Genomic DNA, 23928 nt, shown 5'->3' on the forward strand with positions numbered 1-23928 from the left:
CCCTGTGGGAGCGAGCCTGCTCGCGATAGCGGACTGTCAGTCGACTCAAATGTTGACTGATACACCGTCATCGCGAGCAGGCTCGCTCCCACATTTGATTTGTGTGCGTCACGAAATACCAACGGAATACCAATGAAGTTCTCCCGCCTCGCCCTGCCTCTGTTTCTGCTGCCCACCGCCAACGCCTATGCCGACACCTTCGAACGCGACCAGGCCTTGAAGCTGCCCGACGTGTTGATCAGCGCCAACCGCCAGATCGAAGCGCGCAACGACAGCAGCGCCGCCAACACCGTATTCACCCGCGACGACATAGATCGCCTGCAACCCGATAGCGTCACTGATCTGCTGCGGCGGGTGCCGGGTGTGCAAGTCTCGCAGGCCGGCGGGCGCGGAAGCATTCCGGGGGTCTACATCCGTGGCACCCAGTCAGCCCAGAGCCTGGTGCTGGTGGACGGCCAACGCATCGGCAGTTCAACCTCCGGCGACAGCAACCTGCAACACATCAATATCGAGCAGGTCGAGCGCGTGGAAGTGCTGCGCGGCTCCCGCTCGGTGATTTATGGCAGCGATGCGATTGGCGGGGTGATCCAGATATTCACCCGTCGTGGTGGCGAACAGGGCCTGCAACCGCGCTTGCACATGGGGTTTGGCAGCAACCAGACCTGGGAGCGCAGCCTTGGCCTGTCCGGAGGTGATGAGCGAACCCGCTTCAACCTTGGCGCCAGCCTCGACGAAACCGCCGGGATCAATCGTACCCACGAGTCGTATCCTAGCGACGGCGACCATGACGAATACCGCAACAAGTCGTTCAGCCTGAGTATGAGTCACGCCCTGACGGAAGACATCGAGGTCGGCGCCAACGTGCTGGATAACCGCGGCAAGAGCGAGTTTGACAACCCGTTCGGGCGCTTCGACATGAATACGTTCGAATCGCTCCAGCAACAGCCCTACAGCGACTTCGATGTGAGCAGCGTCAGTAGCTATGTCGATGCACGGATCAACGATCTCTGGAAAACCCGCGTTGAATTCGGCCACAGCGAAAACCGCGAGAAGACCCTCGACAAGCTCAGCGATGAACGCACCGTGTTCAACACCTATCGCGACTCGGTGACCTGGCAGAACGACCTGACGCTCAACGAGCGCAACAGCCTGATGCTCGGTGGCGACTGGTACGAAGACCGGGTCAACAGCACCACCGCGTTCGACGAAGACAGCCGCTGGAACCGCGCCGCATTCATCCAGCATCGCTATCAGGCCGACAGTTTCTCCACGGAGTTGGGCCTGCGTCACGACGATAACCAGCAGTTCGGCGGCCAGAACACCTGGAGCGGCACCTTCACCCTGCCGCTCACCCCGGACAACGAGCTACTGCTGACCTACAGCGAAGGCTTCCGCGCGCCGACGTTCAACGACCTGTACTACCCCGACTTCAGTAATCCCGACTTGAAGCCTGAAACCTCGAAAAGCTATGAACTGCAATGGCGTAGCCAATTGACCGAGAGCAGTCGCCTGGAGGCTTCGCTCTACCGGACGGACCTCGAAGACGCGATCATCTTCGGCAGCAACTCGCGCCCGGAGAACGTTGCCTCGGCCCGGATCAACGGCTTCGAAGCCGCGCTGAAACAGGAGCTGTTCGCCTGGCAGAGCAACCTTGGTGTGGCGATCATCGACCCGCGAGACCGTGACACGGGCCATACCCTGGCCCGTCGTGCGCGGCGTACCTTGAGCTGGGATCTGGACCGACAGTTCGATCGCCTGGGCCTCGGCGCCAGTTGGCAAGCGGTGAGCAGCAGCTATGACGACTTGAAAAATCAACAGCCGTTGGGTGGTTATGCCCTGTTGGGATTACGCAGCAGCTGGGAGCTCAATCGTGAAATCCAGCTGGAACTGAAGATCGATAACCTGCTGGACAAGGGTTACAGCCGGGCGCTGTACAGCTTTCAAGGTAGCCAGTACGGGTATCGCGAGGAAGGTCGGGCGTGGATGTTCGGGGTGACGTGGACGCCGGAGATCTGATCTGAGGTTTGCAGTGCCTGGAAGGGCCTCATCGCGAGCAGGCTCGCTCCCAAAGTTGATCGCGGCGGCCTACATTTTGTAAACAACATAGATCCATTGTGGGAGCGAGCTTGCTCGCGATGAAGGCACCTCGGTCTCAGCGGTCTGGCGCAATCAATTGGCAAAGCTTGGCGGTTGCCTCAATCATCTGCCCGCTCGGTCGCTCCAGGCCTTTATCTGTCACCCAACGCAATTGGCCCTGCTCCACCGCCGCCACCTGCGGCCAGGCTCTCCACGCATCAAGCTGCGCCTGATCGCTGGCCAGAATCACCTCGGGATTACGCTGCAACACGGCTTCCACGCTGACTTGTGGTGCCGGCAGTTTCAGGTCGGCAAACACGTTTTTCGCACCACAGACTTCCAGCGCATCGCTGATAATCTGCTCGCCGCCGACCGTATACAGCGGCCGATCCCAGACCTGATAAAACACTCGTAACGGCTTGTCCCGGCGATAGCGCAGGCGCAATTCATCCAGCCGCCGGCGTAAATCGCCGGCCAATGAAACTCCGCGTTCAGGCCGACCGAGCTGGGCGGCAATGGTCTCGATCTGTGCGGCGAGCTGGTTCAGGCTGTGGGGTTCGGCGACGTAGGTGGGAATATTCAGGCGCTTGAGCTGGTCACGCTGGGCCGGGCCAACACTACCGGGCCATAGCAGCAACAGATCGGGATTCAGGCTGAGCAACCGCTCCATGTCCAGCTGGCCATAGCGGCCAACGGAGGGCAGGCCCTTGAGTTCGGCAGGCCGTTCACCGGCGTCCAGCACACCGACCAGGAGGTCGGCGGAACCCAGTTCAACGACGATTTCAGAGAGCGACGGGGCGAGGCTGACAACCCGTTCGACCGCGACGGCCGAGCCACTGGCGACCAGCAGCAACACCGCCAGCCAGAGCGCGCGCATCAACCGAGTTGACGTGGAATACGGTAGAGGTAGAACAGCACCGCGGTCGACAGTGCCAGCAGCATCAGCGGCACGGCTTCGAGGCCGACGAACACCGCCAGGGCAGCGATCCAGGCCGGCAGCCCGGCGGCCAGGAATGCCGTGCGCCGCTTGGCTGCCAGACTGATCCAGGCGCCAGGTTCTTCAGGAGTATCGAGGGCTTTCTGGGTAGCGATCAGCGCGTGTTTGTAGGCGCCGAAAAACTTCAGGCTGACAAACATCGAGGCGACTCCGGCGATGAACAACGGCATCGCCAGCACCGGCAGAATGGCTTCGCTCTGGCCGAACAGCGCGTTGATCACAAACAATGGCAACAAGGCCAGTGCCAGATATTGCCACCAGTTGAAGGACAGTCGCCGCCGCACCTGACCGCGGGTCACGCCCGGTCTACCTCGCCCTGATGCTCATTGCCCATCATGTGGTCGAGCTTGCTGGCCTTGGTCGCCAGGTAGAGTCGGTTATGCGGGTTGTGGCCGGTGTGCAGCGGCACGCGCTCGGCGACCACGATACCCATGTCGGTCAAGGCCTTGACCTTGCGCGGGTTGTTGGTCATCAGGCGCAGGGACTTCACGCCCAGGTGCTCCAGCATTGGCAGGCACATGGCGTAGTCACGCTGGTCGGCGGCAAAACCCAGGCGTTCGTTGGCTTCGACGGTATCGGCGCCACCGTCCTGCAGCTCATAGGCTCGGATCTTGTTCAGCAGGCCAATGCCCCGGCCTTCCTGGCGCAGGTAGAGCAAGACGCCACGACCTTCGCGGGCGATGGCCTGCAAGGCGGCCTCCAGTTGCGAGCCACAGTCGCAACGCTGACTGAACAAGGCATCGCCCGTCAGGCATTCGGAGTGCAGCCGGCCGAGTACCGGGGCACCGTCGGCAATCTCACCCAGGCTCAGCACAACGTGCTCGCGGCCGGTGGCTTCATCGAGAAAGCCATGCATGGTGAATTGCGCAAAAGGCGTTGGCAGCTTGGAAGCGGCGACAAAAACGACAGGCACCGGTGTGCTCCTGATCTAAAAGTCTGAAGATTCGCAGAGCCGGCATTGTAACAGCAGGTTCCGGAGGACGCTTAGGCTGAATTATCGGCGATAACTATCAAAATGTTTGATATACACCCCGACACAGACCCTGTGGGAGCGAGCCTGCTCGCGATTGCGTGCTGTCAGCGACATCAATATTGGCTGATACTCCGCCATCGCGAGCAAGCTCGCTCCCACAGGGTGACGTCGGCGTCCCTCCCGGTCAGGCGAAAAACCACACCAGTCCCTGCATCGCCAACCAGGCGAACACCCCGGCCAGGACATCATCGAGCATGATGCCGACACCGCCATGTACGTGCCGGTCAATCCAGCGGATCGGCCATGGCTTGAGAATGTCGAAGAAACGGAACATCAAGAAACCCGCCAGCAGCCACTGCCAGCCTTCCGGCACCAGCCACAGGGTGATCCACATCCCGACCATTTCGTCCCAGACGATGCCTTCATGGTCGTGTACCCGCAAATCGTCGGCCACTTTGCCGCACAGCCAGAAGCCGAACAGCATGGTGATGCCCAGCATCAGCCAGTAACCCCAGTCGGGCAGCATTTGCCACAACGGAATAAAGGGCAGCGCAACCAACGACCCCCAAGTGCCGGGCGCCTTTGGCAAGGTGCCCGAGCCGAAGCCGAACGCCAGGAAATGCCATGGATTGCGCCAGACCGACGGCGGTACGAATTCCGCCGGGACCTGTTTGGGATGATCTGTCACGGTGACTCCCGAAAATGTTGATAACCCCGGGTTTGCGGGGTGATGTCTTTGCCATCGGCGTCCAGCAGCCTCACGCCCTGCCCCGTCACCACCTGCCCGATTACATGGATCGGCCAGCCATCGGCCAGCAACAGCGGCAACTCGACGGACGGTAACGTGAAGGCCAGGACGTAATCGTCGCCGCCGCTCAGGGCCGCAACCTGTGCGTCCGATTGACCGAGAAAGTCGACCAGGCTCCGCGACAGCGGCAAACGATCCCGCTCGACTTCGACACCGACCTTCGAAGCCAGCGCGATATGCCCGCAATCAGCGAGCAGTCCGTCAGAGATATCCATCGCCGAAGTGGCCCTGCCCCGCAGCGCCTGACCCAAGCCGAGCTGCGGTTGCGGCGACCAGTAATGCGCCAGCAACGGCTCGGCGATGCTCGCTGGGGCCGTGCGCTGACCGAGCACCAATGGCAGGGCACCGGCGGCATTGCCCAGGTCACCGCCGACACACAGCAGGTCGCCCGGTTGTGCACCGCTGCGGGTCAACGCCTGGCCACCGGGTACGCGACCGAACACAGTCATGGTCATGCTTAGCGGCCCACGGGTGGTATCGCCCCCGACCAACGCCACACCGCAGCTTTGCGCCATGGCATTCAAACCACGGGCATAGTCCTGCAGCCAATCGGCAGTCACCGTCGGCAAGGTCAGGGCAAGGGTAAAGGCAACGGGGGTGGCGCCCATGGCAGCCAGGTCGCTGACGGCCACGGCCAACGAGCGCTGACCGAGCAGAAACGAATCGCAGGGATCGGCGAAGTGCACGCCGGCCACCAACGTATCGGTAGAAATTGCCAACTGCTCCCCGGGAGGAACAGCCAGCAAGGCGCAGTCATCGCCAATCCCGAGGGCAACGCCTTCGCCGCCCTGCGCACAAGGCGCGGCGGCGAAGAAATTGCGGATCAGCTCAAACTCGCCCATGACTTCGTGTCGACATTCCAAGCGCCAATCAGCGCTTGAACGCCTTCACTTCAGCTTCACGCAGACGCGGGGCCAGCTTGTCGAGCACACCGTTGACGAACTTGTGGCCGTCGGTGGAACCGAAGACCTTGGCCAGTTCGATACCCTCGTTGATCACAACGCGGTACGGCACGTCGACGCGCTTGAGCAGTTCCCAGGTGGACAGGCGCAGAACCGCCAGTTCAACCGGGTCCAGCTCTTCGATGGTCAAATCCAGGCATGGCGTGAGCGCGGTGTCGATTTCGGTCTTGAACTGCGGAACCCCGTGCAGGATTTCTCGGAAGTACGCGCCGTCGACATCGCTGAAATCGTTATCGACCCGGAACTGCGCTTCGATCTCGTTCAGCGATTGCTTGGCCATGTGCCATTGGTACAGCGCCTGGGTCGCGAGCTGACGGGCTTCGCGACGCTTGACGCTTTTCGATGGCTTGCCGGCATCCGCAGGCTTTGGATCGCGCGGGTTGAAACGATCGCTTTCGTCGCTAATCACTTGGCCTCCAACTGCGCCAGCAGGCTGACCATTTCCAGAGCGGACAGGGCAGCTTCAGCACCTTTGTTACCGGCCTTGGTGCCGGAACGTTCAATGGCTTGTTCGATGGAATCAACGGTCAGGACGCCGAAAGCGACCGGAACGCCAAACTCCATGGACACCTGAGCCAGGCCCTTGGTGCATTCGCCAGCCACGTATTCGAAGTGCGGAGTGCCGCCACGAATGACCGCGCCCAGGGCGATGATTGCCGCGAATTCGCCTTTCTGGGCGACTTTCTGCGCAACCAGCGGAATTTCGAAGGCGCCAGGCGCGCGGATGATGGTGATGTCGCTTTCGCTCACGCCGTGGCGAACCAGGGCATCAACTGCACCGCTGACCAGGCTTTCAACGACGAAGCTGTTGAAACGGCCCACTACCAGAGCGTAGCGGCCTTTAGGGGCGATGAAGGTACCTTCGATGGTCTTCAGGGTCATTCGATAGATCTCTTAAAGAGCCGGGACGCGTCTCGTACGCATCCCTCGGTGATATTTGAACCGCGAATTCAAGGCCGGAAACAACCGGTCATTATTCGGAGGGCACGTATTCTACAACTTCCAGATCGAAACCGGATATCGCATTAAATTTCATGGGTGCCGACATCAGGCGCATTTTGCGTACGCCCAGGTCACGCAGGATCTGCGAACCGGCACCGACAGTGCTGTAGGTGGTCGGTTTTTTCACCGCGGCGTGATCGGCGGTTTCGCGGATGTGCGCCAGCAACACATCGCCATCGAGCGGGTGACCGAGCAACAGCACCACGCCGCTGCCGGCCTCGGCAACCTTGGCCATGGCGGCGCGCAGGCTCCAGCGGCCCGGTTGCTTGACCATCAGCAGGTCGCGCAGCGGGTCCATGTTGTGCACGCGAACCAGGGTCGGTTCTTCGGCACACACGTTGCCCAGGGTCAGCGCCATGTGCACGTCGCCTTCCACGGAATCACGATAGGTCACCAGGTTGAATTGGCCCAGTTCGCTGTCCAGCGGCTGCTCGGCAATCCGCTGAACGGTACGTTCGTGGATCATCCGGTAGTGAATCAGGTCGGCAATGGTGCCGATCTTGATGTCGTGTTCGGCGGCAAAAGCTTCCAGTTCGGCGCGACGGGACATGGTGCCGTCGTCGTTCATCACTTCGCAGATCACGCCGCTCGGCTCGAAACCGGCCATGCGCGCCAGGTCGCACGCCGCTTCGGTGTGGCCGGCACGGGCCAGGGTACCGCCGGCCTGGGCCATCAGCGGGAAGATGTGGCCGGGGCTGACGATATCTTCAGCCTTGGCATCACGGGCGGCGGCAGCCTGCACGGTGCGCGCACGGTCGGCGGCGGAAATGCCGGTGGTCACGCCGGTGGCCGCTTCGATCGATACGGTGAACTTGGTGCCGAAACCGGAACCGTTGCGCGGCGCCATCAACGGCAGCTTGAGCAGTTCGCAGCGCTCGCGGCTCATCGGCATGCAGATCAGGCCCCGGGCATGCTTGGCCATAAAGTTGATGTGCTCGGGCTTGCAGCATTCGGCGGCCATGATCAGGTCGCCTTCGTTCTCGCGGTCTTCGTCATCCATGAGGATGACCATCTTGCCTTGGCGGATGTCTTCAACCAGTTCTTCGATGCTATTGAGCGCCACAAGGCACCCCCTTGAGTCAGGATTTGAGGTAGCCGTTGGCGGCCAGAAAGCTTTCGGTGATGTTACTGGAGGCTGGCTCTGCGGCCTTGTCGCCCAGCAGCAAACGCTCCAGGTAACGGGCCAGCAAATCGACCTCAAGATTCACCCGGCGACCTGGCTGATACGACGCCATGATGGTTTCGCTCAGGGTGTGGGGAATGATGGTCAGCAGGAACTCGGCGCCATCGACTGCGTTCACGGTCAGGCTGGTGCCGTCGACGGTGATCGAGCCTTTATGGGCGATGTACCTGGCCAGGTCCTTCGGCGCACGGATGCGGAACTCCACGGCACGCGCGTTTTCGGTACGGGCAACCACTTCGCCCACGCCGTCGACGTGACCGCTGACCAGGTGCCCGCCGAGGCGAGTGGTCGGGGTCAGGGCTTTTTCCAGATTGACCGGGCTGCCGCTTTTCAGGTCATTCATGGCGGTGCAGTCAAGGGTTTCGCGACTGACGTCCGCCGCAAAGCCATTGCCCGGCAACTCGACGGCGGTCAGGCACACGCCGTTGACCGCGATGCTGTCGCCCAGTTTGACGTCGCTCAGGTCGAGCTTGCCGGTTTCGACATGAACCCGCACATCACCGCCCTTTGGGGTCAATGCACGAATACTGCCGATGGATTCGATGATGCCGGTAAACATGAGGTTCTCCTCGAGAACAAAGCCCGCGCTTGCGCGATGGCCGGAAATTATACGCCTGCTGCTGGCAAAGGAATGGCGATGACTCGCCAGTCATCGCCGATCGCACGAATTTCGATGATTTTAAGCTCGGGCGCATCCTTCATTTGCGCGAGCGGCCAGTCCAGCAGCGGCCGCGCCGAGGAACCCAAAAACTTGCCGGCAATGAAGATGTGGAACTCATCCACCAGACCGAGTTGGGCAAAGGCACCCGCCAGACGCGGGCCGGCCTCGACCAAAACCTCGTTGACGCCACGGACGGCGAGTTCAACCAGCAACTGACGCAGATCGACCTGGCCATCGTAGCCCGGCACGATCAGGCATTCCGGACCGTTGGCGTATTGCTCTTCCACCGCCACGCAGGTGGCGACCAGCGCCGGGCCAGCCTTGAAGAACGGTGCATCCAGCGGTACCCGCAGGCGACCGTCAACCAGCACCCGCAGCGGCGGACGGCTCATGGCCAAGGCCGTTTGCTCTGCATCCAGCCCCAGCTCATCGGCGCGCACGGTCAACCGCGCGTTGTCCGCCAGCACTGTGTCGGCACCGGTCAATACCACACTGGCTTGCGCGCGCAGACGCTGAACGGCCGAGCGCGCCGCTGTACCTGTGATCCACTGGCTTTCGCCGCTTTCCATCGCCGTGCGCCCGTCCAGGCTCATGGCCAACTTGACCCGCACGAACGGCAAACCGTGCTCCATGCGTTTCAGAAAGCCCTGATTGAGCTTGCGCGCCTCGCCTTCCAGCACGCCGCTTTCGGTAGCGATGCCCGCCTGTTCCAGGCGTTGCAGACCGCGACCGGCGACTTCCGGGTTCGGGTCCTGCATCGCTGCGACCACGCGGGTCACACCGGCATTGACCAGTGCATCGGCGCAAGGTGGTGTGCGGCCGTGGTGGCTGCAAGGTTCAAGCGTCACATAAGCGGTGGCGCCACGAGCCTGCTCGCCGGCCGCGCGCAGGGCGTGGACTTCAGCGTGGGGCTCGCCGGCGCGCTCGTGCCAGCCTTCACCGACAATCTGCCCGCCCTGCACAATCACGCAACCGACCCGCGGATTGGGGTGCGTCGTGTAATGCCCCTTGCGCGCCAGTTCCAGGGCGCGGGCCATGAAATGAGCATCGAGGATGGCTTGTTCTGCGGGCGTGGTCATTCTTTCACCGGTTCACGGGCCAGGCGATCGATCTCTTCGCGGAACTCGTTGAGGTCCTGGAAGCGGCGATACACCGAAGCGAAGCGGATGTAGGCGACTTCGTCGAGCTTCTGCAGCTCGGCCATCACCAGTTCGCCGACCACGAGGGATTTGACCTCGCGTTCGCCGGTGGCGCGCAATTTGTGTTTGATGTGCACCAGCGACGATTCGAGGCGCTCGACACTCACCGGGCGCTTCTCCAGCGCGCGCTGCATGCCGGCGCGGAGTTTTTCTTCGTCGAACGGCTGGCGACTGCCGTCGGTTTTGATCAGGCGCGGCAACACCAGTTCAGCCGTCTCGAACGTCGTGAAGCGCTCGCCGCAGGCCAGGCATTCACGCCGGCGGCGCACCTGTTCGCCCTCGGCGACCAGACGCGAGTCGATGACCTTGGTGTCGTTGGCACCGCAGAAGGGACAGTGCATGGTGGCAGGCAACAAAAAAAGGGAGGGCCATGGTAGCGCATCCCCGTGGCAAGACAAGCCATAGGCTTTGCGGTATACAGACGGGATGATCACTTGATCCATGGAATTCAGGTTTACGGAGCCACCAATGTCGTTACGTCCACTCATTTTGCTCAGTGTTTTCAGCCTGCTGGTGGCTTGCGGCAGCGATGCTCCCAAGCCTCAGCCGCCAACGCCTGGCCCGGCGCCACAGCAAGCGCAGAAGAAAGCCCGCGAGGCTGCTGAACTCGGCCCGCTACCCGCCCATCAACGCGAACTGAGCGGCACCTTGCAAGGCGTTCCAGCCGGCGCTGAAGTCGAACTGGCGCTGTTGGTGATCGACGATAAGGACCGCCCGCAACAATTGCTCGCCAGTTCCAGCCTGATCGGCAACAACCAGGTGCTGGCGTTTCACCTGCGCTTCAATCCGCAATCCTTCCCGACCGGGGCCCGCGTTGAACTGCGAGGCCGTGCCAGTCAGTCCGGGCAGTTGATCCTGCACTTGCCGTCGCAGTTGATTACCCAGCCGACCACCCAGGCCCTGGGCCAACTGCAATTCGTCAAAGCCCCATGAGTGCACCGCTCGACCTGCAACGGGCCTTGGCTGAATTGCTCGGTGATGCGCAACTGGTGGCCTGCCCGCTGCCGGAAACCGACTTGCAGCTGTGGCTGATCGACGGCGACAACATGGACCGCGCCTTCAGCCCGGAAGAAACCCGGCGCATCCTGCATGAGCCGCCGTACTGGAGTTTCTGCTGGGCCAGCGGCCTGGCCGTGGCCCGTTATCTGGCCGCAAACCCGCATTGGGTCAAAGGCAAGCGGGTGCTGGATTTCGGTGCCGGTTCCGGGGTGGCGGGGATTGCCGCGGCCAAGGCCGGCGCGCTGGAGGTGCTGGCCTGCGACCTAGACCCGCTGGCGATTGCCGCGTGTCGGGCCAATGCCGAGCTCAATGACGTACAGCTCAATTACTCCACTGATTTTTTCGCCGAGGCCGATCGCTTCGATCTGATCCTGGTGGCGGATGTACTGTACGACCGGGCCAACCTGCCGCTGCTCGACCAGTTCCTCAGCCGCGGCCGAGAGGCACTGGTGGCGGATTCCCGAGTACGGGATTTTCGCCATCCGTTGTACCGGCGCATAGAGATGTTGGAGGCCATGACCCTGCCGGATCTGGCCGAGCCCCACGAGTTTCGGCATGTGAGCCTCTACCACGCACAACGCTAGATAAAAGCATCGCGAGCAGGCTCGCTCCTACAGTGGTTAGTGTGAACCACAAGTCTTGTGGCCGACTTCAATCCCTGTGGGAGCGAGCTTGCTCGCGATGACGTCTTGTCAGACGAAACATCTCTAACGGCCACCCCGCTTCCGGCGCGCCCCCACCAAGCCGTATAGTTGCCCCATTCACGCTTTTACGAGATTGCCCATGAGTCAGGAAACGCCGTACATCTTCGACGCCACGACTGCCGATTTCGACCAGTCGGTGATCGAGAACTCTTTCCACAAGCCGGTGCTGGTGGATTTCTGGGCCGAATGGTGCGCGCCCTGCAAAGTCCTGATGCCAATGTTGCAGAGCATTGCCGAGAGCTATCAGGGTGAATTGCTGTTGGCCAAGGTCAATTGCGACCTAGAACAAGACATCGTCGCCCGCTTCGGCATTCGCAGCCTGCCGACCGTGGTGCTGTTCAAGGACGGCCAGCCGGTAGACGGCTTTGCCGGTGCCCAGCCGGAATCCGCTGTGCGCGCCCTGCTCGAACCTCATGTGCAGATGCCGCCACCGGCCGCCGCCGACCCGTTCGAACAGGCCCAGGCGCTGTTCGATGACAGTCGCTTTGCCGATGCCGAAGCGCTGCTCAAAGTGATCCTGGGTGAAGACAACACCAACGCCAAGGCACTGATCCTATACGCCCGCTGCTTGACCGAGCGCGGTGAACTGGGTGAAGCGCAAGCCGTTCTGGATGCGGTCAAGAGTGACGAGCACAAGGCCGCGCTGGCCGGCGCCAAGGCACAGATCAAGTTTCTCGGTTTGGCCAAGGACTTGCCGGATGCCGCCGACCTGAAAGCCCGACTGGCGAAAGACCCGCTGGACGATGAGGCGGTCTATCAACTGGCGATCCAGCAACTGGCCCGTCAGCAATACGACGCCGCGCTGGATGCATTGCTCAAGCTGTTCACCCGTAACCGCAGCTACAGCGAAGGCTTGCCGCACAAGACCTTGCTGCAGGTGTTCGAGTTGCTGGGCAATGATCATCCGCTGGTGAGCACCTACCGCCGCAAGTTGTTTGCGGCACTGTACTGATCACGCCCTTGTAGGAGCGAGCTTGCTCGCGATGGACGCCAACGATAACGATGGCTAGCTGTGTAACCGCGGCGCTTTGGCATCTCTCGCGAGCAAGCTCGCTCCTACAACCAGCTATAGATCGGTGTATCCCCGCCGCTCACCACCTTCACCTCGGGACTATGGCGCAAACGCACCAGCAGGCGCTTGCCCGCCGCCGCACTGCCGGTCAATCCTTCCAACTGATCGAGCAGGTCCGGCCCGCTGAGCTGCCCGGCCTTGCGCAGCAGATCCCTGGCGATCTGCCACAGCGCATCATCCTGATTCAGCGGTTTTGCCGCCGGCACGTTGGCCGGGGACTTTTCCACCTGCAACTGCGCCCCCAGTCGCGCCCAGTCCGCGTCGTCCATCTCCAGGGTCAGATCCACCGGCCAGTCGCCGATGCTTCCGCGAATTCGCAACATAGTCTGCTCCCGCACATTTCTTCCCGACATGCTCCCATGGGACTTGTGCAACGCCAAGCAGGCAGTCAAACTCTCCGCACTTACGTTATAAGATTACATAACATTTTCTTCATTTTACTTTTCGGAGACTCGCCATGCGTCGCCTGCTTCTCGCCCTGCCGTTTGCCATGTTGCCATTGGCTGTCGCCCATGCCGCCGACGAACACGATCATGAGCATGGCAGCCTGGATGCCCATGAACATGGCGTGGGACGCCTCAATGCGGCGCTGGACGGCAAGACCCTGGAGCTGGAACTGGAAAGCCCGGCCATGAACCTGGTGGGTTTCGAGCACGTCGCCACCAGCGATGCAGACAAAGCCAAAGTCGCCGCCGTGCGTGCTCTGCTCGAGCAACCACTGGCCTTGTTCAACCTGCCGAAAGCCGCCGGTTGCGTGGTGGAGAACCAGGAACTGGAAAGCCCGCTGTTCGGCGACAAGCCCGATGCCGACGATGATCACGATGAAGACGCCAAAGACGAAGACGGCCACGAACATCACGATGATCACAGCGAAATCCACGCCCGCTTTCAGTTCACCTGCGCCACGCCGGCGGCACTGAAGTCGCTGGACCTGGCGAATATTTTCACCCGCTTCCCGGCCACCCAGAAAATTCAGGTACAACTGATCGGCCCGAGCGGGCAGCAAGGGGTTGATGTGACGGCCAAGGCTGCCAGCCTGAAATTCTGAATCCACCGAAGATCCCCTGTAGGAGCGAGCCTGCTCGCGAAGGCGTGTCAGATACATTGGTATCGACTGATACACCATCGCGAGCAGGCTCGCTCCTACAGGGGTTCACCACCAACCAGACCGGTTTCACATGACCCAAGCACTCATCGAACTGTCCGACCTGGGCTTCAGTTGGCCCGGTCACCCGCCGCTGCTGGACATCCCGGCGTTTCGCCTGGAGCGCGGGGAAACCCTGTTCCTCAAAGGCCCCAGCGGCAGCGGCAAAACCACACTGCTCGGCCTGCTCGGCGGCGTGCAAAAGCCTGATCGCGGCAGCATCCGCCTGCTCGGCCGGGAACTGACGCAACTCTCGGCCGGTGCCCGCGACCACTTCCGCGTCGATCACACCGGCTACATCTTTCAGCAGTTCAACCTGCTGCCGTTTCTGTCGGTGCGTGAAAACGTCGAACTGCCCTGCCACTTCTCGAAACTGCGCGCCGAACGGGCGAAACAACGCCACGGCAGCGTCGACAAAGCCGCCGCCACGCTGCTCGCCCACCTGGGTTTGAAGGATGAAAACATCCTCGGTCGCCGCGCCGACTCGCTGTCCATCGGCCAGCAGCAACGGGTCGCCGCCGCCCGCGCGCTGATCGGTCAACCGGAACTGGTGATTGCCGACGAGCCGACCTCGGCCCTCGATTACGACGCCCGCGAGAACTTCATTCGCCTGCTGTTCGCCGAGTGCCGCGAAGCCGGGTCGAGCCTGTTGTTCGTCAGCCACGACCAGAGCCTGGCGCCGCTGTTCGACCACAACCTGTCGCTGGCCGAACTCAATCGCGCCGCTACCCCGTCCGAGGTCTGAGATGTATCTGTTTCGTCTAGCCATCGCCAGCCTGGCTAACCGCCGCTTCACCGCGATCCTCACCGCATTCGCCATTGCCCTGTCGGTGTGCCTGTTGCTGGCAGTGGAGCGCGTGCGCACCGAAGCCAAGGCCAGTTTCGCCAGCACCATCAGCGGCACCGACCTGATCGTCGGCGCCCGCTCAGGCTCGGTGAATCTGTTGCTGTACTCGGTGTTCCGCATCGGCAACGCCACCAACAACATCCGCTGGGACAGCTTCGAACACTTCGCCAGCAACCCGAAAGTGAAGTGGGCGATCCCGATGTCCCTTGGTGACTCCCATCGCGGTTACCGGGTGATGGGCACCACCGAAGCCTACTTCGAGCACTACCAGTACGGCCGCCAGCAACACCTGCAATTGAGCGATGGCCGCGCCTTCGAAACCGACCCGTTCGAAGTGGTGCTCGGTGCCGAAGTGGCCGATGCACTGCACTACAAACTCGGCGACAAACTGGTGCTGGCCCACGGCGTCGCGGCGATCAGCCTGGTCAAGCATGACGACAAACCGTTCACCGTGGTCGGCATTCTCAAGCGCACCGGCACGCCGGTGGACCGCACGCTGCACATCAGCCTCGGTGGCATGGAAGCGATTCACATCGACTGGCACAACGGCGTGCCGGCCCGGGGTGAGGGGCGCATCACCGCCGACCAGGCGCGCAACATGGACCTCACGCCGCAAGCGATCACCGCGTTCATGCTCGGCCTCAACAACAAGATTTCGACCTTTGCCCTGCAACGGGAAATCAACGAATTCCGTGGCGAGCCGATGTTGGCGATCCTGCCGGGCGTGGCGTTGCAAGAGCTGTGGAGTCTGATGGGCACTGCGGAAAAAGCGCTGTTCGTGGTCTCGCTGTTTGTGGTGCTGACCGGGTTGATCGGCATGCTCACGGCGATTCTTACCAGCCTCAACGAGCGCCGCCGGGAAATGGCGATCCTGCGCTCGGTGGGCGCGCGCCCCTGGCACATCGCGACGCTGTTGGTACTCGAAGCCTTTGCCCTGGCGCTGTCGGGCGTGATCGCCGGCGTGGCGTTGCTGTATGTGTGCATCGCCGCGGCCCAGGCCTATGTGCAAGCCAACTACGGCCTGTTCCTGCCGCTGTCCTGGCCGAGCGAGTATGAGTGGACGCTGCTCGGTGGCATCCTGATCGCCGCGCTGCTGATGGGCAGCGTGCCGGCCTGGCGCGCCTATCGCCAATCCCTGGCCGATGGCCTGTCGATCCGTTTATGAGGACGTTGAAAATGCCCCGCGCTGTACTTGCGCTGTTGATGCTGGTCGCCCTGCCCCTGTGGGCGGCCCAGCCGAAAGACCTGACCTGGTCGGAGATGATCCCGCCCGACGCCCCGAAAGAAGTGCCGAACATGACGCCGCTGCACGATCTGTCGCAGATGAGCAGCACGCTCTCGGCAGAGTCGGCACCAGCAGCCAGGCAGGACCTGCCCAACGCACCGGTGGTCAAGGCCCTCGATGGCCAGAACATTCGCTTGCCAGGCTACATCGTGCCGCTGGAAGTGAGCGAGGAAGGCCGCACCACGGAGTTTCTGCTGGTGCCGTATTTCGGCGCCTGCATCCATGTGCCGCCACCGCCGTCGAACCAGATCGTGCACGTCAAGAGCGAAGTCGGCGTGAAGCTCGACGAGTTGTATCAGCCGTACTGGATCGAAGGCGCACTGCAGGTCAAGGCGTCCACCAGCGAGTTGGCCGATGCCGGGTATCAGATGGAGGCGGACAAGATTTACCTGTATGAATTGCCGGAGTGAGTCCGGTGGTCATGCGTTGCTTGATAGTCAGTATCGCGAGCAGGCTCGCTCCTACAGATAATCGCGTCCCCTTGTAGGAGCGAGCTTGCTCGCGATGAGGCCATCAAAAACACCAAAAAAATCACTCCCGCCCCACTTTCATTGAGCTGCATCAAAAGACCGGATAGTTAGCCGGCTTACCATTGGACATCGAACACTTTTAACGTCCTTTGGAGCCCCCATGAACAAGTCCATGCTCAGCGCTTCGCTGGTTGCCCTCGCGCTCGCAGCCCCGCTCGCCCATGCCTTTGAGGCCGGCGACATTCTCCTTCGCGCCGGTGCAATCACCGTCAACCCGCAAGCCGACAGCTCCAGCGTCAAGGTCGATCAAGGCCCGCTCGCAGGTGCCGACCTGGGTGGCAAGGCGACACTGAGCAGCGACACGCAACTGGGCTTGAACTTCGCCTACATGCTCACCAACCACCTGGGTATCGAGTTGCTGGCAGCCACACCGTTCGAGCATGACGTGAAACTCAAGGGCACGGCCCTGAGCGCGGCCAACGGCAAACTCGGCACCCTCAAGCACCTGCCGCCGACCTTGAGCCTGGTGTACTACCCGCTGGATCCGAAGTCGGCCTTCCAGCCGTACGTCGGCGGTGGCATCAACTACACCTATATCTACGACGAACACGTAGGCAGCCAGGCGCAGTCCGCCGGTTTCAGCAACTTCAAGGCGGAAAACTCCTGGGGCCTGGCGTGGCAGGTCGGTGCTGACTACATGTTGACCGACAACATCATGATCAACGCCCAGGTGCGCTACATCGACATCGATACCCGCGCCACCGTCGAGAACAACTCGATTGCCCCAGGTACCCGGGCACGTGTGGACGTCGATGTAGACCCGTTCATCTACATGGTGGGCCTGGGTTACAAGTTCTAAAGAACGTTCACGTGGTGGTGAATGAGGCTTGGTGGCGAACAGACTAAATACTGACGGCGACTGCTTTGTAGTCGAACGGGGGAAGCCCCCTCGCCACAGGGAATCTACCTGCATCAGGTAAATTCCGGCCGTGAAAAAGGCGCCTGTAAAAAGGCGCCTTTTTCATGTCCGCATGGAAGCGATCTATCGCCCCAGCAACCGCGCCAGCCCCACGCGCATCGATGTCTGCTCCGTGGTACTGAAGCGCTCCAACAGGCGCCGGTTATTCGCCCGGGAATGACGAATGTCACCGGAGCGCGCCGGGCCGTAGCTCACCGGTGGCAACTTGCCAACCACGGTTTCGAGCGCTTCGAGCATTTGCTTAAGGGTCGTCGCCTGGTTCCAGCCAACGTTGACCGCACCGACTTCGACCTGGGGCATTTCGATGGCCTGCACCAGCAAGTCGACCAGGTCTTCGACGTAGACAAAATCCCGGGTCTGCTCGCCATCGCCAAACACCGTGATCGGCAAGCCCTTGAGTGCGCGCTCGCTGAAAATGCTGATCACCCCGGAGTACGGCGAGGACGGATCCTGGCGCGGGCCGAAGATGTTGAAGAAGCGGAAAATCACCGGTTCCAGACCATGCTGGCGGCGGTAAAAGTCGAAGTAATGCTCGCTGGCCAGCTTGTCCACCGCGTAAGGCGTCAGGGGCGCCTTGGGCGTGTCCTCGTCGATCGACTCACCTTCGCCATTGTTGCCATACACCGCCGCACTGGAGGCAAACAGCACGCGTTTGACCCCGGCCTGGCGCATGGCTTCGCAGACGTTCAGCGTGCCGATGAAGTTGCTCTGGTGTGTGCGCACCGGATCGTCCACCGAGGCCTGCACCGAAGCCACGGCGGCCAGATGCGCCACGGCGCTGCATCCGGACATCGCCCGGGCAACCAAAGCCGCATCGGCCACGTCGCCGACGATCAGTTCGACCCTGGGATTGTCCAGCGGCAGATTGCTGCGCTTGCCGGTGGACAGATCATCGAGAATCCGCACTGCATGGCCCTTGGCAAGCAGCGCGTCGGTCAGGTGTGAACCAATGAAACCGGCACCACCGGTGATCAAAACGGGGCCGTCAGCCATGGCGATAGAACCTGTCCAGTAGACCGGGAAGCGCCGCACGCCAGGCGCGCGGTTTGATCCCGAAGGTGTGCAGAATTTTCTTGCAGGCCAAGACCGCGTGTTGCGGTTCTTCGGCGGCATCCGGACGCGCGGCGTGGGCCTGGGCGGTCGGGGCTTCGATGGCCAGCGGATGCAGGCTGCGGGCTTCGGTCAGAATCGCCTGCCCCAGCGCCAGCGGCGTGGTCGCCTCATGCCCGGCGTAGTGGTAGGTGCCCCACAGCGGCGCGGCGCAATCGAGTTGTTTGAGCACAGAAATGATCACACGGGCGGCATCGTCGACCGGCGTCGGATTGCCGCGCCGGTCGTCGGCCATCAGCAATTCTTCAGGTTGTTCGGCACGGGCGAGGAAGCGGCCAAGGGTGCCATCCGGGCTGTCGTCCAGCAGCCAGCCGAAACGCAACAGCACGTGTTGCGGGCAGGTGGCGCGAACGCTTTGTTCGATTCGCCACAACGCCTGACCGCGCAGGCCCAAAGGCACCGGTTCGTCTTTTTCGCTGTAGGCGGTGGCACGGGAGCCGTCGAACACGCGATAGCTGGAAGGTTGCAGCAGCACGATGTTGTGGTGCTGGCACAGTTCCGCCAGACGCTCGATCGCACGCTCCTGGCTGGCCAGACGCTGTTCGCTCACCGCCTCGGCCTGAAACCAGTCGAAGTAATAGGCAAGGTTGATCAATGCATCGGGACGGGTGTCGTCGAGCAGTTGTGTCAGGCTCGCGGCATCCCAGCCGTCTTCGGGCGGGCGGGGGGCGAGGAAGCCGATGTCTTCCTCCGCACCGAGGCGAATCAGCGCCTGCCCAAGGGCATTTCCGCCGCCCAGTAACATAAGGCGCATTCGCATAGAGTCAGCAGGCCCAGTCTGATTGAAACAATGGCTTTATCGACATCGCCCCCAGGCGATGTCGTTGGTAATTGCCGGAATCGTTGCATTTTGCGGGTTTAGTGCGCAACCGTCACCCGTAAAGTGTAGATGCCCTGGATTTGTGGTGCTGTCTCTGGCCTCTTCGCGAGCAGGCTCGCTCCCACAAAGGATTTGTGTTCACCACCCCTCTGTGGGAGCGAGCCTGCTCGCGAAGAGGCCCTGAAGACCAGCGAAGGTCTTGAGCGGTACTTGCAACTTCCCGTTCCCACCCGCATAAATTGCTGCATGAACCTGCCCATCCCCGCAGACAGTGCCCTGAGCGGCTTCCACCCTGCCGTCAGCGCCTGGTTCAGCCACACGTTCGCAGCGGTCACCGCCGCCCAGGCCCGGGCGTGGCCGTTGATCCGCCAGCGCCGCTCGACCCTGGTCGCCGCGCCCACCGGTTCCGGCAAGACCCTCACCGCCTTTCTCGCTGTCATCGACGACCTGGTGCATCGCGGCCTGGAAACCCCGGAAGGCTTGCCCGACGCCACCCTGGTGGTCTACGTCTCGCCGCTCAAGGCGCTGTCCAACGACATCCGGATCAACCTGCAAAACCCGCTGGCCGGCATTACCGAGCAATTGCGCATGATGGGCCTGCCCGAACTGCAGATCAGCACCGCCGTGCGCACCGGCGATACACCGCAAAAAGACCGATCAGCAATGCGCAAAACGGCGCCACACATTCTGGTGACCACGCCGGAATCCCTGTATGTGCTGCTCGGCTCCGATTCCGGCAGGCAGATGCTCGGCACCGTACAAACGGTGATCGTCGACGAGATCCACGCCATGGCCGCCAGCAAACGCGGCAGCCACCTGGCACTGAGCCTTGAACGCCTGCAAGCCCTCTGCCCGGAGCCGCTGCTGCGCATCGGTCTGTCGGCCACGCAAAAGCCCATCGAAGCCGTCTCGCGCTTCCTGGTCGGTCGCGACCGTCCGTGCGAGATCGTCGACATCGGCCACGCCCGCCCCCGCGACCTGGACATCGAAGTGCCGCCCGTGCCGCTATCGGCCGTGATGGCCAACGATGTCTGGGAACGGGTGTACGACCGCCTCGCTGCCTTGGCCCGGGAACACCGGACCACACTGATTTTCGTCAACACCCGGCGCCTGGCCGAACGCCTGAGCCGGCACCTGAGCGAGCGTCTGGGCAAGGATGCCGTGGCGGCCCACCATGGCAGCCTGGCCAAGGAATTTCGCCTGGATGCCGAGCAGCGACTCAAGCGCGGCGACCTGCAAGTGCTGATCGCCACGGCGTCGCTGGAGCTGGGGATCGACATCGGCGACGTCGACCTGGTGTGCCAGATCGCCTCGCCGCGCTCGATTGCCGGGTTTCTGCAACGGGTCGGCCGTTCCGGGCACCAGGTCGGCGGCACGCCCAAGGGGCGTTTGTTCGCCACCACCCGCGACGACCTGATTGAATGCGCCGCGCTGCTCGACTGCGTGCGCCGGGGCGAACTCGATACCTTGCTGATCCCGCAAGCGCCGCTGGACGTGCTGGCGCAGCAGATCATCGCCGAGGTCAGTTGTCAGGAATGGCCGGAGCAAGCGCTGCTGGAGATGCTGCGCCGCGCCTCGCCCTACGCCGCACTCGACGACAAACACTACCTGGCGCTGCTGCACATGCTCGCCGAGGGTTACAACGGCCGTCAGGGCATCCGCAGCGCCTACCTGCACCGCGACGCCGTGAGCCGCACCCTGCGCGGTCGCCGGGGCGCGAAACTGACGGCGGTGACCAGTGGCGGGACCATTCCGGACAACGCCGACTACAGCGTGCTGCTGGAGCCTCAAGGGCTGAACATCGGCACCATCAACGAAGACTTCGCGGTGGAAAGCATTGCCGGGGATATCTTCCAGCTGGGCAACACGTCCTATCGGATCCTGCGGGTGGAAACCGGCAAGGTCCGGGTCGAGGACGCCCAGGGCCAGCCGCCGACCATTCCGTTCTGGCTCGGTGAAGCACCGGGGCGCAGCGCCGAGTTGTCCGCGGCAGTGGCGCGCTTGCAGGCACAACTCGACGACCTGCTGGGTGCCGCACCGGGCAACTTGCAGCCAGCGCTCGACTGGCTGACCGAAACCCTGGGCCTGAACCTCGCCAGCGCCGAACAACTGGTGGATTACCTGGCCCGCGCGCGGCAAACGCTGGGCGCCCTGCCATCGCAAGACACGCTGCTGATGGAGCGCTTTTTTGACGAGTCCGGCGGCACCCAACTGGTCATTCACACGCCGTTCGGCAGCCGCATCAACCGCGCCTGGGGCCTGGCCCTGCGCAAGCGTTTCTGCCGCACCTTCAACTTCGAATTGCAGGCTGCCGCCAGCGAAGACGCCATCGTGCTGTCGCTGTCCACCAGCCACAGTTTTGAACTGGACGACGTCTGGCGCTACCTGCACAGCAACAGTGCCGAACACATACTGATCCAGGCCGTGCTCGACGCGCCGCTGTTCGGTGTACGCTGGCGCTGGAATGCCGGTGTGGCCCTGGCCCTGCCGCGCTACAGCGGCGGGCGCAAAGTCCCGCCGCAGATCCAGCGGATGAAAAGCGAAGACCTGATCGCCAGCGTGTTTCCCGATCAGATTGCCTGCGTGGAAAACCTCGCCGGCGAACGGGAGATTCCCGACCATCCACTGGTAGAGCAAACCCTCGACGATTGCCTGCACGACGCCATGGACACTGAAGGCTGGCTGGCCTTGTTGCGGCGCATGGAACACGGTGACATTCGCCTGATCAGCCGCGACTTGCCGGCGCCTTCGCCGCTGGCGGCGGAGATTCTCAGCGCCCGCCCCTACACCTTTCTCGACGATGCGCCACTGGAGGAACGCCGCACTCAAGCCGTACTCAACCGCCGCTGGAGCGACCCGCAATCCACCGACGATCTCGGTGCCCTGGATACCGAGGCGATTGCCGCCGTGCGCGACGAAGCCTGGCCAGCGCCCTCCGGTGGCGATGAAATGCACGAGGCCTTGATGAGCCTAGCGTGCATCACCGATGCCGAAGCCGGCGCCAATCCGCAGTGGCTCGACTGGCTCACGACCCTGGCCGACAGCGGACGCGCGAGCCGCTTGCAGATCAACGCCGGGCAATCGTTGTGGCTGGCACTGGAGCGCTTGACCTGCCTGCGGGCGATCTATCCACAGGCCGAATTGATACCATCGCTGCAAGCGCTGCCGGACTTCGACGAGGTCTGGGATCCCGAAGAGGCCATCCTCGAACTGATCCGCGCGCGGCTCAGCGCCTTCGGGCCGCTGGCGCTCGATCGTATTGCCGAACCTCTCGGCTTGCCTGCTGCACAGATCAACCAGGCCCTGGCGCAACTGGAACGCGAAGGCTACGTGCTACGCGGCCGCTTCACCCCGGGCACCAGCCGGGAAGAATGGTGCGAGCGGCATTTGCTGGCGCGGATTCACCGCTATACGGTCAAGCGCCTGCGCCGGGAAATCGAACCGGTGGCGTTGCAGGATTTCATGCGATTCCTGTTCGACTGGCAGCATGTCTCGAGCGCAAGCCAGGGTCAGGGCGCGGCGGTTTTGCCGACCGTCATTGCGCAATTCGAAGGCTACCCCGCTGCCGCTTCAGCCTGGGACAGCAACATCCTGCCGGCGCGGATCAAGGACTACTCGGCGACCTGGCTGGATGAGTTGTGCCGCAGCGGCAGACTGGTGTGGACGCGCCTGACTGCGCACAGCAAAAGCGCCAGCACCGCCCTGCGCAGCACGCCGATCGTTTTGCTGCCGCGCAACCGGGTCGGCCTCTGGAGCGGCTTGACCGAACAGACGCCAGTCAGCGAACTCTCGCCGAAAACGCAAAAGGTCCACGCGGCCCTCGTCCAGCATGGCGCGCTGTTTTTCGATGAGCTGATCCATGAGGCCCATTTGCTGCGTTCGGAGCTGGAAATCGCCCTGCAGGAACTGGTGGGCGCGGGGTTGGTGAACGCCGACAGCTTCGCCGGGTTGCGCGCACTGATCACCCCGGCCAGCAAGCGCCAGCCGCGCAACAGCCGGCGTGGGCGCGGGGCATTCATCGGTGGCATGGACGACGCCGGGCGCTGGGCTTTGTTGCGACGCGTGCCTGCCGAGCCGGTGGTGCAAAACCAACGGACGCCTGCCGAAACCCTTGAACACATCGCCATGACCTTGCTGCGCCGCTACGGCGTGGTGTTCTGGCGCTTGCTGGAACGTGAAGCGGACTGGCTGCCGAGCTGGCGTGAACTGCTGCGTACGTTCCATCGCCTGGAGGCACGCGGCGAGATACGCGGTGGGCGCTTTGTCAGCGGCCTGGCGGGCGAGCAATTCGCCCTGCCCGAGGCGATTCCATTACTGCGCGAGGTGCGGCGTCGGCCCCATGACGGCAGCCTGGTCGCGGTGTGCGGGGTCGATCCGCTGAACCTCGCCGGCACGCTGTTGCCCGGCGCGAAAGTCCCGGCACTGGCGAGCAATCGGCTGGTGTATCGCGATGGATTGCCGGTGGCTGCCGAGATTGCTGGCAAGCAGCAGTTCTGGGGGGAGCTGGATCAGCAGATGAGTGCTGAAGTGCGCAGCAAACTGATCCGGTATTGAGGGTGTTTTATCGGGCTTCATCGCGAGCAGGGCTCACTCCTACAATTGATCTGTGTCGTTCACAAATCCCCCTGTAGGAGCGA

24 protein-coding genes are annotated in these 23928 nt (G+C 62.6%); 10 read left to right on the forward strand and 14 right to left on the reverse strand.

Annotated elements, in window-relative coordinates:
• Positions 1-132: 132 nt before the first annotated feature.
• Complete coding sequence (locus AC3ITA_RS25600; RefSeq protein ID WP_489278706.1) at positions 133-2016, forward strand: TonB-dependent receptor domain-containing protein; 1884 nt, start codon at positions 133-135, stop codon at positions 2014-2016.
• A gap of 136 nt (positions 2017-2152) precedes the next feature.
• Here the strand turns inward: AC3ITA_RS25600 and AC3ITA_RS25605 are convergent, their stop codons facing one another.
• The 11 genes from AC3ITA_RS25605 to nrdR form a co-directional block, all read right to left on the reverse strand.
• Positions 2153-2953, reverse strand: coding sequence for a cobalamin-binding protein (locus AC3ITA_RS25605; RefSeq protein ID WP_489278708.1), 801 nt, complete (start codon positions 2951-2953; stop codon positions 2153-2155).
• Positions 2953-3372 (reverse strand): MFS transporter, encoded by a 420-nt coding sequence (locus tag AC3ITA_RS25610; RefSeq protein ID WP_095941944.1) that lies wholly within the window; start codon positions 3370-3372, stop codon positions 2953-2955. Before AC3ITA_RS25610 ends, AC3ITA_RS25605 begins: the two co-directional genes overlap by 1 nt.
• Entirely contained in the window at positions 3369-3986 is a 618-nt protein-coding gene (gene ribA / locus AC3ITA_RS25615) for a GTP cyclohydrolase II (protein WP_056728926.1), read from the reverse strand. The genes AC3ITA_RS25610 and ribA overlap by 4 nt, the downstream gene beginning before the upstream one ends.
• Before the next feature lie 244 nt (positions 3987-4230).
• Positions 4231-4734 (reverse strand): phosphatidylglycerophosphatase A family protein, encoded by a 504-nt coding sequence (locus tag AC3ITA_RS25620; RefSeq protein ID WP_007970166.1) that lies wholly within the window; start codon positions 4732-4734, stop codon positions 4231-4233.
• Positions 4731-5696: a thiamine-phosphate kinase gene (gene thiL, locus AC3ITA_RS25625; protein ID WP_489278710.1), complete on the reverse strand. Its 966-nt coding sequence runs from the start codon at positions 5694-5696 to the stop codon at positions 4731-4733. Before thiL ends, AC3ITA_RS25620 begins: the two co-directional genes overlap by 4 nt.
• A gap of 28 nt (positions 5697-5724) precedes the next feature.
• Positions 5725-6225: a transcription antitermination factor NusB gene (nusB, locus tag AC3ITA_RS25630; RefSeq protein ID WP_003185935.1), complete on the reverse strand. Its 501-nt coding sequence runs from the start codon at positions 6223-6225 to the stop codon at positions 5725-5727.
• On the reverse strand, positions 6222-6698 hold the full coding sequence (gene ribH, locus AC3ITA_RS25635) for a 6,7-dimethyl-8-ribityllumazine synthase (RefSeq protein ID WP_003228649.1): 477 nt from the start codon (positions 6696-6698) through the stop codon (positions 6222-6224). The genes nusB and ribH overlap by 4 nt, the downstream gene beginning before the upstream one ends.
• A gap of 91 nt (positions 6699-6789) precedes the next feature.
• Positions 6790-7881, reverse strand: coding sequence for a bifunctional 3,4-dihydroxy-2-butanone-4-phosphate synthase/GTP cyclohydrolase II (gene ribBA / locus AC3ITA_RS25640; RefSeq protein WP_095941942.1), 1092 nt, complete (start codon positions 7879-7881; stop codon positions 6790-6792).
• 16 nt (positions 7882-7897) lie between these two features.
• Positions 7898-8560, reverse strand: a complete 663-nt coding sequence (locus AC3ITA_RS25645; protein ID WP_095941941.1) for a riboflavin synthase — start codon at positions 8558-8560, stop codon at positions 7898-7900.
• 47 nt (positions 8561-8607) lie between these two features.
• Positions 8608-9741 (reverse strand): bifunctional diaminohydroxyphosphoribosylaminopyrimidine deaminase/5-amino-6-(5-phosphoribosylamino)uracil reductase RibD, encoded by a 1134-nt coding sequence (gene ribD / locus AC3ITA_RS25650; protein WP_095941940.1) that lies wholly within the window; start codon positions 9739-9741, stop codon positions 8608-8610.
• Positions 9738-10202, reverse strand: a complete 465-nt coding sequence (gene nrdR, locus AC3ITA_RS25655) for a transcriptional regulator NrdR (protein ID WP_003228656.1) — start codon at positions 10200-10202, stop codon at positions 9738-9740. The genes ribD and nrdR overlap by 4 nt, the downstream gene beginning before the upstream one ends.
• Positions 10203-10329: 127 nt before the next feature.
• Here nrdR and AC3ITA_RS25660 point away from each other — a divergent pair, with 127 nt between their 5' ends.
• The 3 genes from AC3ITA_RS25660 (at position 10330) to trxA (ending at position 12516) form a co-directional block, all read left to right on the forward strand.
• Positions 10330-10794: a YbaY family lipoprotein gene (locus AC3ITA_RS25660; protein ID WP_095941939.1), complete on the forward strand. Its 465-nt coding sequence runs from the start codon at positions 10330-10332 to the stop codon at positions 10792-10794.
• Positions 10791-11444, forward strand: a complete 654-nt coding sequence (locus AC3ITA_RS25665; protein ID WP_095941938.1) for a class I SAM-dependent methyltransferase — start codon at positions 10791-10793, stop codon at positions 11442-11444. The genes AC3ITA_RS25660 and AC3ITA_RS25665 overlap by 4 nt, the downstream gene beginning before the upstream one ends.
• Positions 11445-11643: 199 nt before the next feature.
• Positions 11644-12516, forward strand: a complete 873-nt coding sequence (gene trxA, locus AC3ITA_RS25670; RefSeq protein WP_008053844.1) for a thioredoxin — start codon at positions 11644-11646, stop codon at positions 12514-12516.
• Positions 12517-12620: 104 nt separating this feature from the next.
• Here trxA and AC3ITA_RS25675 read toward each other — a convergent pair whose 3' ends face one another.
• On the reverse strand, positions 12621-12959 hold the full coding sequence (locus tag AC3ITA_RS25675; protein ID WP_095941937.1) for a hypothetical protein: 339 nt from the start codon (positions 12957-12959) through the stop codon (positions 12621-12623).
• Positions 12960-13093: 134 nt separating this feature from the next.
• Here AC3ITA_RS25675 and AC3ITA_RS25680 point away from each other — a divergent pair, with 134 nt between their 5' ends.
• The 5 genes from AC3ITA_RS25680 (at position 13094) to AC3ITA_RS25700 (ending at position 17241) form a co-directional block, all read left to right on the forward strand.
• Positions 13094-13684 carry a DUF2796 domain-containing protein gene (locus tag AC3ITA_RS25680; RefSeq protein WP_489278714.1) on the forward strand — a complete coding sequence of 197 codons (591 nt, stop codon included), beginning with the start codon at positions 13094-13096 and terminating at the stop codon, positions 13682-13684.
• 130 nt (positions 13685-13814) lie between these two features.
• Entirely contained in the window at positions 13815-14525 is a 711-nt protein-coding gene (locus tag AC3ITA_RS25685; protein WP_489278715.1) for an ABC transporter ATP-binding protein, read from the forward strand.
• A 1-nt stretch (position 14526) separates the two neighbouring features.
• On the forward strand, positions 14527-15792 hold the full coding sequence (locus AC3ITA_RS25690; protein WP_489278716.1) for an ABC transporter permease: 1266 nt from the start codon (positions 14527-14529) through the stop codon (positions 15790-15792).
• A gap of 11 nt (positions 15793-15803) precedes the next feature.
• The gene (locus AC3ITA_RS25695) at positions 15804-16322 is read left to right on the forward strand and encodes a DUF3299 domain-containing protein (RefSeq protein ID WP_150673789.1); all 519 of its coding nucleotides are present in this window, start codon (positions 15804-15806) and stop codon (positions 16320-16322) included.
• A gap of 220 nt (positions 16323-16542) precedes the next feature.
• Positions 16543-17241, forward strand: a complete 699-nt coding sequence (locus tag AC3ITA_RS25700; protein WP_095941933.1) for an OmpW/AlkL family protein — start codon at positions 16543-16545, stop codon at positions 17239-17241.
• A gap of 183 nt (positions 17242-17424) precedes the next feature.
• On the opposite strand, the gene AC3ITA_RS25705 is transcribed toward AC3ITA_RS25700, so the two are convergent.
• Both AC3ITA_RS25705 and AC3ITA_RS25710 read right to left on the reverse strand, forming a co-directional pair.
• Complete coding sequence (locus AC3ITA_RS25705; protein ID WP_489278718.1) at positions 17425-18354, reverse strand: NAD-dependent epimerase/dehydratase family protein; 930 nt, start codon at positions 18352-18354, stop codon at positions 17425-17427.
• Positions 18347-19231 carry a sugar nucleotide-binding protein gene (locus AC3ITA_RS25710; RefSeq protein WP_095941931.1) on the reverse strand — a complete coding sequence of 295 codons (885 nt, stop codon included), beginning with the start codon at positions 19229-19231 and terminating at the stop codon, positions 18347-18349. The genes AC3ITA_RS25705 and AC3ITA_RS25710 overlap by 8 nt, the downstream gene beginning before the upstream one ends.
• Before the next feature lie 306 nt (positions 19232-19537).
• On the opposite strand from AC3ITA_RS25710, the gene AC3ITA_RS25715 reads away from it, so the two are divergent.
• Positions 19538-23845: an Lhr family helicase gene (locus AC3ITA_RS25715; protein WP_489278720.1), complete on the forward strand. Its 4308-nt coding sequence runs from the start codon at positions 19538-19540 to the stop codon at positions 23843-23845.
• The last annotated feature ends 83 nt before the right edge of the window (positions 23846-23928 follow it).

Source organism: Pseudomonas sp. GL_090 (assembly GCF_057837765.1).